The sequence below is a fragment of the Serratia sp. YWN4 genome (assembly GCF_055790845.1).
Genome location: NZ_CM147696.1, coordinates 4,967,625 through 4,984,257, shown reverse-complemented (window position 1 = coordinate 4,984,257; position 16,633 = coordinate 4,967,625). Strand labels below are relative to the sequence as shown.

The following is a 16,633-nucleotide window of genomic DNA, read 5'->3' as shown; positions in this document are numbered from 1 at the left end:
TTTGTGATAGCAGTCTCTCCGGCGTGAATAGAGGGTTTACCGTGCTTTATTTGTGCCGTGGATGAGCGGTTTTTCATTGCTTGGGTAAGCGCAGTGCGAAGAGAATACGGGAACGTGGCAAAGAGGGGGCGCGGGTGGCACGCCCCACCAGAGGTTACTTCGCTTGGAGATCCAACTGATACAGAGCAAACCCATTGCTGTCTGTGCCAACGGCTTTCATGGGATATTGCGCATGCTGTTTAATAAAGACATTCGCCTTGTCACTGGGTGAAGTTTCAAAGCGGACATCCAGCGGTTGCGCGCTGCGCAATGTTGCCAAATGCCAGTTATTATCCGCCTGTGGCTGCACTGCGCCGTGTTTCTGGGTTTCTGCACTGATATAAGCCGCCAGTATTGAGCGGTTTTCATCCGGTGAAGCAAAGGCGATGTGCTGCTCGCCGGTCCCGGCAAACTTACCGCCGTAGGCGCGATAGTTGTTGGTCGCTACCAGGAAAGTCGCCTGCGGATCGATCGGCTTGCCGTTGAAGGTCAGTTGCTTGATGCGTTCCGCTTTATCATTAATCAGCACACATTCACCGTCGTAGCGCGCCGGTTGGCTGACGTCGATCTGATAATTCACACCGTCGATGACATCGAAATTATACGTGCGAAATCCATCCCAGTTGATCAGCGCCTGCGGCTTACTGCTATTAAGGTCGATCTGGTTGAACTGCCCGGCGGAACATTCCAGCCACTCTTTGACCTGTTTCCCGCTGGCTTTCACCACCGCTAAGGTATTCGGGTAGAGATAAAGATCGGCGGCGTTGCGGAAAGTCAGTTGGCCTTTTTCCACTTCGACAAAGCTGGCAGGATCGTTTTTGCGGCCACCGACTTTAAACGGCGCAGCAGCGGAGAGCACCGGCAGATCGGCCAGATCCGGATCGCCCTGAATGTAGTGTTCGACGTAGGCTTTTTGCGCATTATTGACGATCTGCACTGTCGGATCGTCCTGTACCAGTGCCAGATAGCTGTACATATTGCCATCGGATTTGCCGATCGGTTTGCTGACAAATTCGCGCGTTGCCTTATGATCCTGCTGCAAGACTTTCACTAAACTGGCATCTTCTGCCACCAGCGATTTTTTGTTTTCTTTATCGTAGATCGGCCGTGCTTCTGCTTGGGCGGCGGTCACTTTCCAACGGCCGCTGTCGTTGTTCAGTTGCAGATCCACCACGCCAAGGTGGTCGCCCCACTGGCCCGGCATCACCGCTGGCACGCCGTTCAGCAGACCTTTATCAAGGTCTGCGCCTTGAATCTTGGCGAAATCTTGGCTCGGGAATACCGCATGGGCATGGCCAAACATGATGGCGTCGATACCCGGTACCTGACTGAGGTAGTACACCGAGTTTTCTGCTAGCGCTTTGTACGGCTCGCTAGAAAGGCCGGAGTGGGGAATGGCGACCACCAGATCGGCCCCTTGCTGACGCATCTCAGGCACATAACGTTTGGCGGTTTCGGTGATGTCGTTGACGGTAACCTTACCGTGCAGATTCACTTTATCCCAGCTTAAGATTTGTGGCGGCACAAAGCCGATATAGCCGATACGCAAGGTATGGGCTTTGCCATCACGATCTTTGACTGGCGTATCGACAATGATGTAAGGGGTGAACAGTGGCTTTTGCGTGGTTGCATCAATGACGTTGGCGTTGACGTACGGGAATTTAGCGCCGGCGAGGGCATTTTTCAGGTAATCGAGGCCGTAATTGAATTCGTGGTTGCCGATATTGCCCACCACGTAATCCAGCGTGTTCATGGCTTTATAAACCGGATGAATATCGCCGGGTTTTAATCCATTGGCCGCCATGTAATCGGCTAGCGGACTGCCTTGAATCAGATCGCCGTTATCTACCAATACGCTGTTGGTAACCTGCTGACGTGCCTGTTGGATCAGACTGGCGGTGCGCACCAGGCCAAATTTATCGGTTGGTTTGTCCTTGTAATAGTCGAAGTCCATCATATTGCTGTGCAGGTCGCTGGTTTCCAGCACGCGCAGATCCACCGTTGCGGCCTGGGCTGAGGCGCACACCAGCAGAGCAAGGGCGGATAATCTCAGTGGACGTTTTATCATTGGTTGTCTCCATTCCATTAATATTCGAGAGGTATCGCAAAGGGATATGTAATTATCATTGGGCATATCACCAAACTGTGAAGTTTGGCAGAAAATTGCCGAATGTAACGCAGTGAAGTGCAAAGTTGTGATGAACAAGACTTGAGGAAATACCGCGAGTTAAGAGCCTATCCCATTAGGGCTATTTCACTTGCCATTTTGGCCCTGGGCAGTGCTCGAAATCCTCACGTACTGCGTGTACGCTCCGGTTTCTGCGCGCTGTCCGTGTCCAAACTGGCTGTGCCAATTACGCCTACTGGAATAGGCTCTAAGCGGTTGAGATGGCTATTCCACGGAAAAAAAACTAGGCTGCTAGCTGTAGCAAGGGGAAATTTCCCGAGAAACCGAGTTTCAGAGGTGAATGATGTTAGAGCAAATTTGCCAGTTGTCCCGCGAAGCGGGGGCGGCGATTATGGCGGTGTATAACGGTGAACAACCGCTTGATGTGGCACAAAAAAAAGATGACTCCCCGGTTACCGCTGCCGATCTGGCTGCGCATCATATTATCCAACGGGGCTTGGCCGCGCTAACGCCGGGCATACCGCTGCTGTCGGAAGAAGATCCACCCGCCTGGGAAGTGCGCCGTAACTGGACGCGCTACTGGCTGGTCGATCCCCTCGACGGCACCAAAGAGTTTTTACATCGTAACGGCGAATTCACGGTCAATATTGCCCTGATCGAAGAGGGTGAAGCGGTGATGGGCGTGGTTTATGCGCCAGCAATAGATGTTTTGTATCTGGCCGAACGCGGTAAAGCCTGGAAAGAAGAGGGGGGGCAACGCCGTGCGATCTGCGTCAGCAATGCTCATCCGCCTTTGGTGGTGGTCAGCCGTTCGCATAGCGACGATGAATTGAAGGATTACCTGAATCAGTTAGGTGAACATCAAACGGTGAGTGTGGGCTCTTCGCTGAAGTTTTGTCTGGTGGCGGAAGGGAAAGCGCAGCTTTATCCGCGCTTTGGGCCAACCAATATCTGGGATACTGCCGCAGGGCACGCGGTCGCGGTGGCCGCCGGGGCGAAAATCCACGACTGGCAGGGCAAACCACTGCGGTATGCACCGCGTGAATCTTTTCTTAATCCCGGTTTTCGGGTTTCGCTGTTCTAGCAGAGTCCCGCCAATGTTTATGGCGGGACGACACACCGACCCGCTATTTCAGCAACTGGTGCAGCATCGTCATCACCTGCTGTACCTCTTGCGGCGTTAATGCACCATCTTTGGCAAACTGGATCTTGCCTTCTTGGTCCAGTACCACAATCGCGGAACCTTTCGGTTGCAGATCCCAGGCTTTTTTGACGTTGCCATTGCTGTCGACGATAAACTGCGACCAAGGGAAGGTTTTCTTGCTGTCTTCAATGCTGTTGCGCACAAACATGGCGGTGCCGATGATGGCATCGTCAGTATTGACGATCGTCGTGGTCTGGTAACGATCGTGCGGTAGCTTGGCAGCCTTAATGGCCTCAATCAGCGGATCGTTCAGATCCTTGGCGGAGGTGCGGCCAGCAATATGCTGGACGACACGCACTTTTCCGCTCAGCTGCGCGCTATTCCAGCTTTTATAGCTAAACTTATCATTATCGTAATTCAACTCTCCTTTATCGCTGATGCCGATAGGGGCGACGCGCTGTTGGAGTTGGAAGTTGTGTGCCGAGGCCAGCATTGGGGCCAACAGCAGCGCTATCATCAGCAGGCTACTCTTTTTCATGCATTCTCCTGAAAGGGGAAATTATTATTAAATGATACGCAGGTGCCTAAAGCATAGGTGGTCATCAGAGGTCTGTCCTGTTAGCCGGATCGCAGTTTTCCCTTCTGGCTCCTTTCATGCGTTTTTTGAAGGGTTATACTGATAAATTCAAAAATAATTCTATACAATTCTGTCAAAAAGTGTAAATACAGTGCAGAAAACCAGGCGGAGTTGAACAAAATAGTCTTTACTCAATCTACTAGATAGTAAGACAAGTTGCGTTCCGAATTTCGAGGCTGCCGCTTTGGTGGCCCGCTGAGCGCATTGCTCCAATGGGAGGAGAGTAAAACAATGAGAATCTTCCAGCGTTATAATCCACTGAAGGTGGCGAAGTATGTCAAAACCCTGTTCCGAGGGCGGTTGTACATCAAAGATGTAGGGGCATTCGAATTCGACAAAGGCAAAATTCTGATACCGAAGGTGCGCGACAAACGCCATTTCAGCGTGATGTCAGAGGTCAACCGTCAGGTGTTGCTGTTGCAAGCCGAAATGGGTTGATTAAAAATCTCCAAACAATTGCGGCCCCAAACGGGGCCGCTGATGTTTCTGGATCCAGGCGTTTATGCCTGAGGGGATTCATCCGGGGTTTTTGGCAATAGGCTGGTCGGTTTGTCACTCAGGCGCGTAACCAGCAACTGGTCAATCTTGTAGCTATCAATATCCACTACTTCAAACTTGTAGCCAGCATACTTGACGAAATCGGTGCGTTTCGGGATTTTACGCAGCATATACATCATAAACCCGCCGATGGTTTCATAGTTACCGGCCTGCGGGAACTCATCAATGTGCAGCACGCGCATCACATCTTCGATCGGCGTACCGCCTTCAATCAGCCAGGAGCTTTCGTCACGCGCCACAATCTGCTCTTCCTGCCCTTGGCCCACCAGATCGCCCATCAGCGTGGTCATCACATCGTTCAGGGTGATGATCCCCACCACCAGCGCATATTCGTTGAGGATCACCGCAAAGTCTTCCCCCGCAGTTTTAAAGCTTTCCAGCGCTTCTGACAGGGTTAAGGTATCGGGCACGATCAACGCCGAGCGGATCTGCACGCCGCTGCTCAGCACCAGGCTCTGGTTGCCCAGCACGCGGTTCAACAGGTCTTTGGAGTCGACATAGCCGACCACCTGATCGATGTTGCCATCGCAGACCAGGAATTTGGAGTGTGGGTGGGTGGAAATCTTCTCTTTGATACTGTCTTCGCTTTCGCGCAGATCGAAGTAGATCACGCTTTCACGGGAGGTCATCGACGAAGGCACCGTGCGTGATTCCAGTTCGAACACGTTTTCAATCAGCTCATGTTCCTGCTTGCGCAACACCCCGGCCAGCGCACCGGCCTCCACCACCGCGTAAATGTCGTCGGAGGTGATGTCGTCCTTACGCACCATCGGCAGTTTGAACAGGCGGAAGATCAGGTTAGCCATACCGTTGAAGAACCACACAAGTGGCCGGCAGATCATGATCGAGAAACGCATCGGGTTGATGATCCGGACGGCAACCGTCTCTGGTGCAATCATACCGATGCGCTTCGGGGTCAAATCCGCGAACAGGATGAACATACTGGTCACCAGCACAAACGAACACATGAAGCTGATTTGCTCCGACAGTTCAGGCGACAGGAAACGATCGAATAACACTTTAAAAGAGGGGGAGAAAGCCGCATCACCGACGATACCGCCCAGAATGGCCACAGCGTTGAGGCCGATTTGTACCACGGTAAAGAACAGGCCCGGTGTTTCTTGCAGTTTAAGCACTCTGGCGGCATTGACGTTACCTTCGTCAGCCATCAGTTTCAGTTTGATCTTGCGTGACGCAGCCAGAGAAATTTCCGAAAGCGAGAAAAATGCACTCACCGCAATCAGAAAAAGAATCAGTAAAATACTGTTTAACATAGTCTATCCATTGGTGCCGACGGGATGGCGGCGCTCTTTCGGAGGGGGTATATATTGTGAAAAAACTAATGATAACAACCAGAAGGGAAGCTATCAGGCTGCAAACGCAGCCTGCATAGTATAGCAGTTGCCCTGTAAGGGCCGCCAGCGGTTAAAAATTTACCGCTGGTCAACGGGTTACCCCTGCGGCGGCAGGCAAACCCCGATCCCGCCCAGGCCGCAATAGCCACCAGGGTTTTTGTGCAGATACTGTTGGTGATCGTCCTCGGCGTAATAGAATGGCCGCGCGGCAGCGATTTCGGTGGTGATGGTGCGTTTATCATGCGCCTCATTCATCGCCTGCTGGAAGCGTTGCAGGCTGTGTTGCGCTTCTGCCTGCTGCTCGGGAGATAAAAAATAGATAGCAGAACGATACTGTGTGCCAATATCCCCGCCCTGACGCATCCCCTGTGCCGGATCGTGGTTTTCCCAGAATATCTGTAGCAGATGTTGATAGCGGGTGACTTGCGGATCAAACACCACGCGCACCACTTCGGCATGGCCGGTCTGGCCGCTGCACACTTCGCGATAGGTCGGGTTTGGCGTATATCCCCCGCTGTAACCGGCGGCGGTGCTGTAAACCCCCGGCTGTTGCCAGTACAGGCGCTCGACACCCCAGAAGCAGCCCATGCCGAAGATCGCCACTTCCATCCCTTCAGGTATCACCGTCATGGAATGGCCGGTCACCTCGTTGAGGGTTGCCACCGGCATGGGCGTGGTACGGCCAGGCAACGCGTTTGCCTGATCGATAGTTTGAGACTTATCAAAGAATTGCACCAGGGTTTACTCCTGTAGTTGCAGTAAGAATTGACCTAATAGAGGCGTGTGTCGGTTGTAACTGGCAACTTCTTTGCCCACAATAAGTCTTATGTTGTGTTTATGTATAAGCTTAACGCAGTATTTTGAGCGCAAAAAGCCAAGAATGCGTCTTGTTTTCGGTAACAGAAGATGCCGGGCTCCAGAGCAAAGGTATTGGCAGGAAATAAAATAAACTAAGGAGAACCAGTGCCACGATACCCGGTCCTTTGCGTTTTATGTGCGTTGCTTGTTGCGCCATCGGTGTTTGCGGCGAATCTGCGGCTACAGGTTCAAGGCCTGAGTGGGGATTTGGAAAGAAACGTCCGGGCGCGTCTTTCAGGGATCACGCCGGAAGAGGTGAGCGCCGAAGGGCGTTTTCGCGCACGAGTGGATGCTGCTATTCGTCAGGGCTTACGGCCGCTGGGATATTATGAGCCCACGATTGAGTTCACGCTGGACGATCGCCCAACGCTTTCGCGCCCGGTGCTGTATGCCAAGGTCAACCCCGGCGAGCCGGTGCGGATTGCCGGGGTGAATATCAATCTGGAAGGCGGTGCGCGAACCGATGAAGACTATCTCACGCTGGTCAAAAGCCGCCGCCCGACCCAGGGTGAAATCCTTAATCACGGCGAATATGACGGCTTTAAAAACGCACTGACCGGGCTGGCGCTGCGCAAAGGATACTTCGACGCCAACATGGCCAAGAGCCAGCTTGGGGTTGCGCAGGAGCTGCACAAGGCTTTCTGGGACATCGACTTCGACAGTGGCGATCGTTACCACTTTGGCAAGGTGAGGTTTCAGGGATCGCAAATCCGCGAAGACTATCTGCAAAATCTGGTGCCCTTTCATCAGGGAGACTATTACGACTCGAACGAGCTTGCCGAACTGAACCGTCGTTTATCCGCCACTAACTGGTTTAACTCCGTGGTGGTGTCTCCTGATTTTCACGATGCCAAAGAGAACAAGATTTTGCCGCTAGATGCGCTGGTTACGCCACGCAACAGCAATATCATGGAGTTGGGCGGCGGTTTTTCTACCGATATCGGCCCGCGAGTGAGAGGGACCTGGCGTAAACCCTGGCTGAACGATCGCGGCCAGAGCCTGACCACCAGTGCCAGTATTTCGGCACCGGAGCAACAGCTGGATTTAACCTATCGTATTCCCTTGATGAGAAGCCCGCTGGAACAGTATTACCTGTTGCAGGGCGGCTTTAAACGCACCGATCTGAATGATACCAAGTCTGACAGTACCAAAATGGTGGTTTCACGTAACTGGGATCTCTCCAGCGGCTGGCAGCGAGCGTTAACGATGAGCTGGCGTTTGGACCACTTTACCCAAGGTTTGGTCACCGACACCACCATGCTGCTTTACCCTGGCGCTACCGTTAACCGCACGCGTTCACGCGGTGGCCTGATGCCGGTCTGGGGGGACAGCCAACGTTATTCTATCGATGTTTCCGACACCACCTGGGGTTCTGACGCCGATTTTGCGCTGTTGCAGGCACAGAACGTCTGGATCCGCACCCTGGCGGAGAAACACCGGTTTGTGGCTCGTGGCCAGGTGGGGTGGATTGAAACTAACAACTTCGACAGAATACCGCCGGACCTGCGCTTTTTCGCCGGTGGCGATCGCAGCATTCGTGGCTATAAGTTCAGGGGCGTTTCCCCGCGTGACGACAGTGGCAAACTGACCGGTGCCTCTAAAATGCTGACCGGTTCGTTGGAATATCAATACAACATGACCGGCCGCTGGTGGGGAGCGATGTTTGTCGACTCGGGGGAGGCGGTGAACGATATCAGACAGCGGGATATCAAAACCGGCGCGGGCGTTGGCGTGCGCTGGCAGTCACCGGTGGGGCCGGTGAAGTTGGATATCGCCGCACCGATTGGGGATCAAGAAACCCACGGCGTACAGTTTTATATCGGCTTGGGGCCTGAACTATGAGCCTGGTGAAAAAGATTTGTCTGGGGTTCCTGATCCTGTTGCTTCTGTTGGTAGGGACGGTGGCGTTTCTGCTGGGTACCACCACCGGCTTGCATATGGTGATCAATGGCGCAGTACGCTGGGTTCCGGGGCTGGAAATTGCGGCCATCAGCGGTGGCTGGCGCGATTTGACGCTGAAAGGCGTGAAATACCAGATGCCAGGCGTTGCGGTTAACGCCGGGCAGTTCCATCTGTCGCTCGATCTCTCCTGCCTTAAACACAGCTCATTGTGTATCAATGCGTTGACTGCGCAAGATGTGGATGTGGTGGTGAAAACCGCCGAAATGCCGCCATCCGCTCCGGTAACGGAAACCCGCGAGCCGCTCACCAACCTCAGCACGCCGTACCCGATAGCATTACGTCTGTTGGCCTTGAATAACGTTAAGGTCAGCGTGGACGATACCGCTATTTCGCTCGGGGAGTTCCGCACTGGCGCTCAGTGGCAGCAGCGTGCATTAACGTTGCAACCTACCTCAATTCGCGCTTTGTTGATCGCGTTGCCAAAAACGCCGGTACTTGCTGCTGATGCGGTGGCGAAGAAGGCGGCGGAAGCAACAGCAGCAGAAAAACCGTTAGCGGAAACGTTGCAAGCCTTGTTCAGCAAACCGCTGTTGCCGGAATTGCCGGAAATCCACCTGCCGCTCGATCTCACCGTCCAACAAATCAGCGGTGAGCAGTTGCGTTTGACTGGCGATAACGACGTTTCGATCACCAGCCTGTTGCTGCAACTCAGCACTCAGGATCAGCATATTCAGCTCGACAGCTTTGTCGTGAAATCGCCACAGGGTTCGCTTTCAGCCAAAGGCCAGGCGACGCTGATCGGCAATTGGCCAGTAGAAATGACAGTCAACAGTGCGCTGAACCTCGATCCGCTGAAAGGCGAAAAGGTGAAGCTGAACATCGGCGGTGCGCTGCGCGAAGAACTGAAACTGGCGCTTAATCTTTCTGGCCCGGTGAGTGCGCAACTTGATGTGCAAACCCAACTGGCACAAGCCGGGTTGCCGCTGGCTTTGACGCTGCAAAGCAAGCGGTTGAAATGGCCGTTGACCGGCGAGGCACAGTATCAGGTCAACGATCTGCGTCTGCGCCTCAACGGCAAAGCCGCCGATTATGCGCTATCGACCCGCGCCAATTTCCAGGGCCAGGATCTGCCACCGGCGGCCATCACGCTGGACGGTAAAGGCAATCTGGCACAGTTCCGGCTCGAACGCCTGCGCGTGGCGGCGCTGCAAGGTAATACCGATCTCACCGCGCTGGTGGACTGGAGCAAGGCAATAAGCTGGACCTCTCAACTGACGCTCAGCGGTATCAACACCGCCAAACAATGGCCGGAGTGGCCAGCACGGCTGGACGGCAAAATCACCACCCGTGGCAGCCTGCACGGCGGCAGTTGGCAACTTCAGGTGCCGGTATTGCAGCTTGATGGCAATGTGAAGCAAAACAAAGTCTCGGCTCGTGGCACGCTCAGCGGTAATGCGGCCGGGCAGTGGCGCATCCCTGGTATCGAACTGGCGCTGGGGCGCAATACACTCAGCGCCAAAGGCCAACTCGATGAGAAAAACTGGAATCTGGATGCCAATATTGATGCACCGCGTCTGGATGGGGCCCTGCCAGGGCTGGGGGGAACCGTAAGAGGCCAGATCAGGCTACGTGGCAACCTACAGGCACCGCAGTTGCTGGCGGATCTGACGGCGCTTGGCCTGCAATGGCAGGCGTTGCACATCAACCGGGTGAAAGTGGATGGCGATGTGCGTTCTGCTGAGCAGATCCAGGGGCAGTTGACCGTGCGGGTGGAACAGCTTAAGCAGGATGCATTACAGGTTAATCTGCTGACGCTGGATGCGCGCGGCAGCGAGCGCCAACACCGGCTGCAACTGAATGTTGAGGGTAAGCCGGTTTCCGGGCAACTTCAGCTTACCGGTAGTTTTGATCGCCAACAGCAGCGCTGGCGCGGCGATCTCAACAATACCCGCTTCGATACGCCGGTAGGTGAATGGCGTTTGACCCGCTCCATCGCGCTGGATTACCTGAATACGCAGCAGAGAATCAGCGTTGGGCCGCACTGCTGGCAGAACCCCAATGCCGAACTGTGCGTGCCGAGAACCATCGAAGCCGGAGCCAGCGGCCAGGCCAGCGTGGTGCTCAACCGTTTTGATCTGGCGATGATTAAACCATTCCTGGGGCCGGACACCGCGATGAGCGGCGTATTCAGCGGCCGGGCGGATGTCAGTTGGCAACCGGGCGGTGTGTTACCACAGGCGCGAGTCTCGCTGGTGGGCAACAGCGTGAAAGTGGTGCAGCAGATGCAGGGTAGCGCGCTGCCGATTGCGTTTGAAACGCTCAATCTCAACGCGGGGATGAACAATGGCCGCATGCAGGCTGACTGGCTGATCAAGCTGGTCAACAATGGGCAGTTCAACGGCAACATTCAGATCGCCGATCCGCAGGTGCGCCGTAATATCAGCGGTAATGTGAATATCACCAATATCTCGATGGATTTGCTTAAGCCGATGTTGACGCAGGGCGAAAAAGCCTCGGGGATGCTGAATGCCAATTTGCAGTTGGGCGGCAGCGCGCAGAGACCGTTGGTATTTGGCCGTCTGGCACTGGATAAGGCGATGATCACCGGCCACTGGATGCCGTTTGATATGACCGAAGGCCGCCTGGCGGTGAATTTCAACGGGATGACCTCAACGCTGGAAGGGCTGCTCAGCACCACCCATGGGCAACTGAATCTGGCGGGTGATGCTGACTGGCATGATATCAATGCCTGGCGTGCGCGCATCGCGGCTAAAGGCAATCAGCTACGGGTCACAATACCGCCAATGGTGCGTATTGACGTTTCACCGGATCTGGTGTTTGAAGCCACGCCGCAGCTGTTCGCACTTAACGGTTCGGTTGATATTCCCTGGGCGCGCATTACGGTGCAGGAACTGCCGGAAAGTGCGGTAGGTGTCTCCCGTGATGAAGTGATGCTCAATAACCAGTTGGAACCGATTAAACCGGCTACGGCGGGGATCCCGATCAACAGTAATTTGATGGTGCGTATCGGTAACGACGTGCGGTTGGATGCGTTCGGCCTGAAGGCCGTGCTGCGTGGCAACCTGCGGGTGGTGCAGGATCAGAATGGCCTGGGGCTGAATGGGCATATTGATATCCCATCGGGGCGCTTCCACGCTTACGGGCAGGATCTGATCGTGCGTAAAGGCCAGTTGCTGTTCTCTGGCCCACCCGATCAGCCGTTGTTGAATATCGAAGCGGTGCGTAACCCAGATGCTACCCAAGATGGCGTCACCGCCGGGGTGCGAGTGACCGGGATGGCGGATGCGCCAAGACTTGAGGTGTTCTCGGATCCGACGTTATCGCAGCAAGAAGCGCTGTCTTACCTGTTGCGCGGCCAGGGTTTGGGGGCGACCGGTGCTGATGGCAATGCCATGACCTCAATGTTAATTGGCATGGGGGTTGCACAAAGTGGTCAACTTGTGGGTAAAATCGGCGAGGCGTTTGGCGTAAGTAATCTGGCCCTTGATACTGAGGGAGTTGGCGACAGCTCTCAGGTAGTGGTGAGCGGCTATGTCCTCCCTGGCTTACAAGTAAAATATGGGGTGGGAATATTCGACTCGCTGGCCACGCTGACGTTGCGATACCGCCTGATGCCTAGGCTGTATCTGGAAGCGGTGTCTGGCATTGACCAAGCACTGGATGTGCTCTATCAGTTTGAGTTTTAAGCTATGCGAATCATTGTTTACGGCAGTTTACGACGCAAGCAGGGGAACAGCCATTGGATGACTAACGCCCAATGGTTGGGCGATCATGAGCTTGATGGTTATCAGATTTATAATCTGGGCCATTACCCGGCTGCAATCCCTGGAGAGGGCACGGTACATTGCGAAGTGTATCGTATTAACTCATCGATTCTGGCAGAGCTGGACGAATTGAAAAGTAATACCAGGGACTATAAGCGCGAACTGATTCAGACACCTTATGGAAGTGCGTGGATCTACCTGTATAAGCACAGCGTAGAGGGTTTTCCGCGGATCGAGTGTGGTGACTGGCTGAAGCGCCTAGACTAAAAAGCAATAAAAAACGCCGCTCAATGAGCGGCGTTCTTCATCTGAACGGGCGAGAATTACTTCTTGGCGCGTTCGAAAGAGGCAACGATTTCAGCTTTAGCGGCGGCAGCATCTGCCCAGCCGTCTACTTTCACCCATTTGCCTTTTTCCAGATCTTTGTAGTGCTCAAAGAAGTGGGTGATCTGTGCTTTCAGCAGTTCTGGCAGATCGTTCACGTCTTTCACGTGATCGTATTCTTTGGTCAGTTTGCTGTGCGGTACGGCAACCAGCTTCGCATCTTCACCGGCTTCGTCAGTCATCTTCAGCACGCCAACCGGACGGCAGCGGATCACTGAGCCAGGTTGCAGCGGATACGGCGTTGGCACCAGCACGTCAACCGGGTCGCCGTCCAGGGACAGGGTATGGTTGATGTAACCGTAGTTGCACGGATAGAACATCGCAGTGGACATGAAGCGGTCAACGAACAGCGCGCCGGTCTCTTTGTCGATTTCATATTTGATTGGATCGGCGTTAGCCGGGATTTCGATAACTACGTAGATGTCTTCCGGCAGGTCTTTGCCAGCAGGGACCAGATTCAAGCTCATGTCGGTTTCCTTTAATCAAACCAGAAATGGAGTGGCAGTATTATAGCGGACTCTTTTACGATTTCCTGCCCTTTTCATCATGTACTCAAGCGCTAACGACAAAGGGCGCGGATGCGCCCTTTGTTATGTAGATATCGTTGCTGGCTTATTCGTCTGGGAACTCGGCGATAAAGCACTCGGCTTGTTCTACCATCGATTTAGTCCCGACGAAGAACGGGGCACGCTGGTGCAGCTTTTCTGGCACGATATCCAGAATGCGTCTTTTACCGTCGCTGGCTTTGCCACCGGCCTGTTCGGCCAGGAGCGCCATCGGGTTGCATTCATACAACAGGCGCAGCTTGCCTTGCGGGTGGCTGGCGGTGCTTGGATAAATGTAGATACCGCCTTTCAGCAGGTTGCGGTGGAAGTCGGCAACCAGTGAACCGATATAACGTGAGGTGTAGGGGCGCTGCGTCGCTTCATCCTGCTCTTGGCAGTATTTGATGTATTTCTTCACCCCGAGCGGGAACTTGATGTAGTTACCTTCGTTGATGGAATACATGCAGGCTTTTTCCGGGTAGCGCACTTTCTCGTGAGAGAGGCAGAACACCCCCAGAGACGGATCGTAAGTGAAAGCATGCACGCCATAACCGGTGGTGTACACCAGCATGGTGGATGAGCCGTACACCACGTAACCGGCAGCAACCTGAGCGTTGCCAGGTTGCAGGAAATCTTCTTCGGTAACAGGAGTACCGATCGGGGTGATACGGCGATAGATCGAGAAAATCGTCCCGACTGAGACGTTGACATCAATGTTGGACGATCCGTCCAACGGATCCATCAGCACCACATACTTGCCATTTTCAGCCCGCTCGCCGTCGAATATGACGATCTCGTCTTCTTCTTCAGAAGCGATACCCGCGACTTCACCGCGTGCTTTCAGTGCTGCTTTCAGTTTTTCGTTGGCGAACAGGTCCAGTTTCATCTGAACTTCGCCTTGGACGTTGGAAATGCCGCTGGTCCCCAGAATATCAACCAAACCGGCCTTGTTGATATCACGGTGGATGATTTTGGCGCCCAGTTTAATTGCAGAAAGTAGTGCAGTCAGCTCGCCGGTGGCGTGAGAGAAGTCGTGCTGTTTCTCGACGATAAATTCGCCTAACGTTTTCATGACACAATCCCTGAATCTACGGATGGATAGCGGTTTGTTAACAAGCCGCCAACGTTTATCGTCAGCCAGTGTAGCCCAAAGCATTACGCCATTCATAGGCAAATCCATTTCTTCCAGGCGATTCTGAGCGTTAGAATAAGCACTAAATCGATGCACTCAAATGAGAAACCTAATGCGCATACATATTCTTGGGATCTGCGGCACCTTTATGGGTGGGTTGGCAATGCTGGCGCGTTCGCTTGGACATGAGGTTAGTGGCTCCGATGCCAACGTTTACCCTCCAATGAGCACGCTGCTGGAAAATCAGGGGATCGGTCTGATCCAGGGTTACGATCCGGCACAGCTGGATCCCGTTCCGGATCTGGTAATTATCGGCAATGCGATGACTCGCGGAAATCCTTGTGTGGAAACGGTGTTGGAACGCGGTATTCCTTACGTTTCTGGCCCGCAGTGGCTGCATGACCAGGTGCTGCGCGATCGTTGGGTGTTAGCGGTGGCCGGTACGCACGGTAAAACCACCACCGCCGGGATGGCGACCTGGATCCTGGAGGCCTGTGGCTATCAGCCGGGTTTTGTGATTGGCGGCGTGCCGGGTAACTTCGAGGTTTCTGCCCGTCTCGGCGGCAGCCCGTTCTTCGTCATCGAAGCTGATGAATACGATTGTGCCTTCTTCGACAAGCGCTCCAAGTTTGTGCATTACAGCCCGCGTACGCTGATCATGAACAACCTGGAGTTCGATCATGCAGACATTTTTGACGATCTGAAAGCGATCCAGAAGCAGTTCCACCATCTGGTGCGCCTGGTGCCAGGGAAGGGCAAAATCATCTTGCCGGACAATGACGCGCATCTGAAACAGGTGATGGCGATGGGATGCTGGAGTGAGCAGGAGTTGGTCGGCGATGAAGGGGCTTGGCGTGCGCACAAGCTGACCCCGGATGCCAGCCATTACGAGGTTTTCCTCAATGGCGATAAGGTTGGCGAGGTTAACTGGGCGCTGGTGGGTGAACATAATATGCACAATGGTCTGATGGCGATTGCGGCAACCCGTCACGTTGGCGTGCAACCCGCCGATGCCTGCCGCGCGTTGGGTGATTTCATCAATGCTCGCCGTCGCCTGGAACTGCGTGGCGAAGCCAACGGCGTGACGGTCTATGATGATTTTGCGCATCATCCTACCGCTATTCTTGCCACGCTGGCCGCGCTGCGTGGCAAAGTGGGGGGCACCGCGCGTATTCTGGCGGTATTGGAGCCCCGTTCCAACACCATGAAGATGGGGATCAGCAAAAACGATCTGGCCCCTTCGCTGGGCCGCGCTGATGAAGTGTTCCTATTCCAGCCGCATCACATTCCCTGGCAGGTCGCCGAAGTGGCTGACGCCTGTGTGCAAACGGCGCATTGGAGTGCCGATCTCGAGACATTAGTGGAGATGATCGTCAAAACGGCGCAGCCGGGTGACCATATTCTGGTGATGAGCAACGGCGGATTTGGCGGTATTCATGACAAACTGCTGGCGGCGTTGGCTACAAAGGCCGAACCGAAAGAAGCCTACTGAAGCGTTTTCCCCTCATTTATCAAGTCATGGCCGCGAAAGCGGCCTTTTTTACACAGATAAAAAAGCCCTCGCGAGCGAGGGCAATAGGGTTCGTCGAATAGGACGACGAGGTTTTCTAGGAAATGGGCATTTATCTCAGAACTCGGCAGTGGCAGTGACGAGGGGTGTTCAGCAAATGCGCTCTCTTAGTGATTACTTGTAAATTTCAGCAGTGGCGTGGAAGTTGCCTTCGTTGCGAGCTTCGATCACACGATACGCTGTTGCCCCTTTGGCATCGGCTTTGGCAGACAGTGCCTGACGGATATCTGAAGGGGCTGCACCGACGCCGCTGACGGTGATGGTACCTGTGGATTGCAGTTTTTCAGCTTGCGATGCATCGATGGATTGTGCTGCAAAAGAGCCAAAAGAAAGCATAGAGAGAAGGCTGATTGCTGCAACGGTAGTTTTAATTTTCATGATTTATCCTCTTAGTGTTCTTTTATCAGTTCCAATGAACTGTGATTTACGTCACGAAAATGAGTATACATCTAGTAACTACAAAAATTAATAGTCAGCTAACAATTTCTAGTGAAACTTTATTCGGTCATCATTCTTTTTAAGAACCTAATGGAATAAAAAGCGATGATTAAATGAGCTGTTGATGTTAAATTTATGTAATTTCAACAGGCTAAGTG

General features: G+C 53.8%; 13 protein-coding genes. 6 read left to right on the top strand and 7 right to left on the bottom strand.

Annotated features, from left to right (window positions below):
- Window positions 1-154: 154 nt before the first annotated feature.
- Complete coding sequence (locus tag ACX9GT_RS22930) at window positions 155-2,107, bottom strand: bifunctional 2',3'-cyclic-nucleotide 2'-phosphodiesterase/3'-nucleotidase (RefSeq protein WP_473188869.1); 1,953 nt, start codon at window positions 2,105-2,107, stop codon at window positions 155-157.
- 403 nt (window positions 2,108-2,510) lie between these two features.
- On the opposite strand from ACX9GT_RS22930, the gene cysQ reads away from it, so the two are divergent.
- Window positions 2,511-3,251 carry a 3'(2'),5'-bisphosphate nucleotidase CysQ gene (cysQ, locus tag ACX9GT_RS22925; RefSeq protein ID WP_473188868.1) on the top strand — a complete coding sequence of 247 codons (741 nt, stop codon included), beginning with the start codon at window positions 2,511-2,513 and terminating at the stop codon, window positions 3,249-3,251.
- 43 nt (window positions 3,252-3,294) lie between these two features.
- On the opposite strand, the gene ACX9GT_RS22920 is transcribed toward cysQ, so the two are convergent.
- Window positions 3,295-3,849 (bottom strand): YtfJ family protein, encoded by a 555-nt coding sequence (locus tag ACX9GT_RS22920; protein WP_473188867.1) that lies wholly within the window; start codon window positions 3,847-3,849, stop codon window positions 3,295-3,297.
- Between the two features lie 330 nt (window positions 3,850-4,179).
- Here ACX9GT_RS22920 and ACX9GT_RS22915 point away from each other — a divergent pair, with 330 nt between their 5' ends.
- Complete coding sequence (locus ACX9GT_RS22915; protein ID WP_076943045.1) at window positions 4,180-4,386, top strand: DUF1107 domain-containing protein; 207 nt, start codon at window positions 4,180-4,182, stop codon at window positions 4,384-4,386.
- Between the two features lie 62 nt (window positions 4,387-4,448).
- On the opposite strand, the gene paeA is transcribed toward ACX9GT_RS22915, so the two are convergent.
- Window positions 4,449-5,780, bottom strand: coding sequence for a polyamine export protein PaeA (gene paeA / locus ACX9GT_RS22910; RefSeq protein WP_473188866.1), 1,332 nt, complete (start codon window positions 5,778-5,780; stop codon window positions 4,449-4,451).
- Window positions 5,781-5,957: 177 nt separating this feature from the next.
- Window positions 5,958-6,596 carry a peptide-methionine (S)-S-oxide reductase MsrA gene (msrA, locus tag ACX9GT_RS22905; protein WP_473188865.1) on the bottom strand — a complete coding sequence of 213 codons (639 nt, stop codon included), beginning with the start codon at window positions 6,594-6,596 and terminating at the stop codon, window positions 5,958-5,960.
- Between the two features lie 228 nt (window positions 6,597-6,824).
- Here msrA and tamA point away from each other — a divergent pair, with 228 nt between their 5' ends.
- From tamA to ACX9GT_RS22890, 3 genes are read left to right on the top strand one after another with little or no spacing between them, the layout of a single operon-like run.
- On the top strand, window positions 6,825-8,561 hold the full coding sequence (tamA, locus tag ACX9GT_RS22900) for an autotransporter assembly complex protein TamA (RefSeq protein ID WP_473188864.1): 1,737 nt from the start codon (window positions 6,825-6,827) through the stop codon (window positions 8,559-8,561).
- Window positions 8,558-12,328, top strand: a complete 3,771-nt coding sequence (gene tamB / locus ACX9GT_RS22895; protein WP_473188863.1) for an autotransporter assembly complex protein TamB — start codon at window positions 8,558-8,560, stop codon at window positions 12,326-12,328. The genes tamA and tamB overlap by 4 nt, the downstream gene beginning before the upstream one ends.
- Before the next feature lie 3 nt (window positions 12,329-12,331).
- Entirely contained in the window at window positions 12,332-12,673 is a 342-nt protein-coding gene (locus tag ACX9GT_RS22890; protein WP_459401002.1) for a gamma-glutamylcyclotransferase family protein, read from the top strand.
- A gap of 56 nt (window positions 12,674-12,729) precedes the next feature.
- Here ACX9GT_RS22890 and ppa read toward each other — a convergent pair whose 3' ends face one another.
- On the bottom strand, window positions 12,730-13,257 hold the full coding sequence (gene ppa / locus ACX9GT_RS22885; protein ID WP_473188862.1) for an inorganic diphosphatase: 528 nt from the start codon (window positions 13,255-13,257) through the stop codon (window positions 12,730-12,732).
- A gap of 145 nt (window positions 13,258-13,402) precedes the next feature.
- Entirely contained in the window at window positions 13,403-14,407 is a 1,005-nt protein-coding gene (gene fbp, locus ACX9GT_RS22880; protein WP_473188861.1) for a class 1 fructose-bisphosphatase, read from the bottom strand.
- 172 nt (window positions 14,408-14,579) lie between these two features.
- On the opposite strand from fbp, the gene mpl reads away from it, so the two are divergent.
- The gene (gene mpl / locus ACX9GT_RS22875; RefSeq protein ID WP_473188860.1) at window positions 14,580-15,959 is read left to right on the top strand and encodes a UDP-N-acetylmuramate:L-alanyl-gamma-D-glutamyl-meso-diaminopimelate ligase; all 1,380 of its coding nucleotides are present in this window, start codon (window positions 14,580-14,582) and stop codon (window positions 15,957-15,959) included.
- A gap of 192 nt (window positions 15,960-16,151) precedes the next feature.
- Here the strand turns inward: mpl and yhcN are convergent, their stop codons facing one another.
- Window positions 16,152-16,415, bottom strand: coding sequence for a peroxide/acid stress response protein YhcN (gene yhcN / locus ACX9GT_RS22870; protein WP_473188859.1), 264 nt, complete (start codon window positions 16,413-16,415; stop codon window positions 16,152-16,154).
- Window positions 16,416-16,633: the final 218 nt, after the last annotated feature.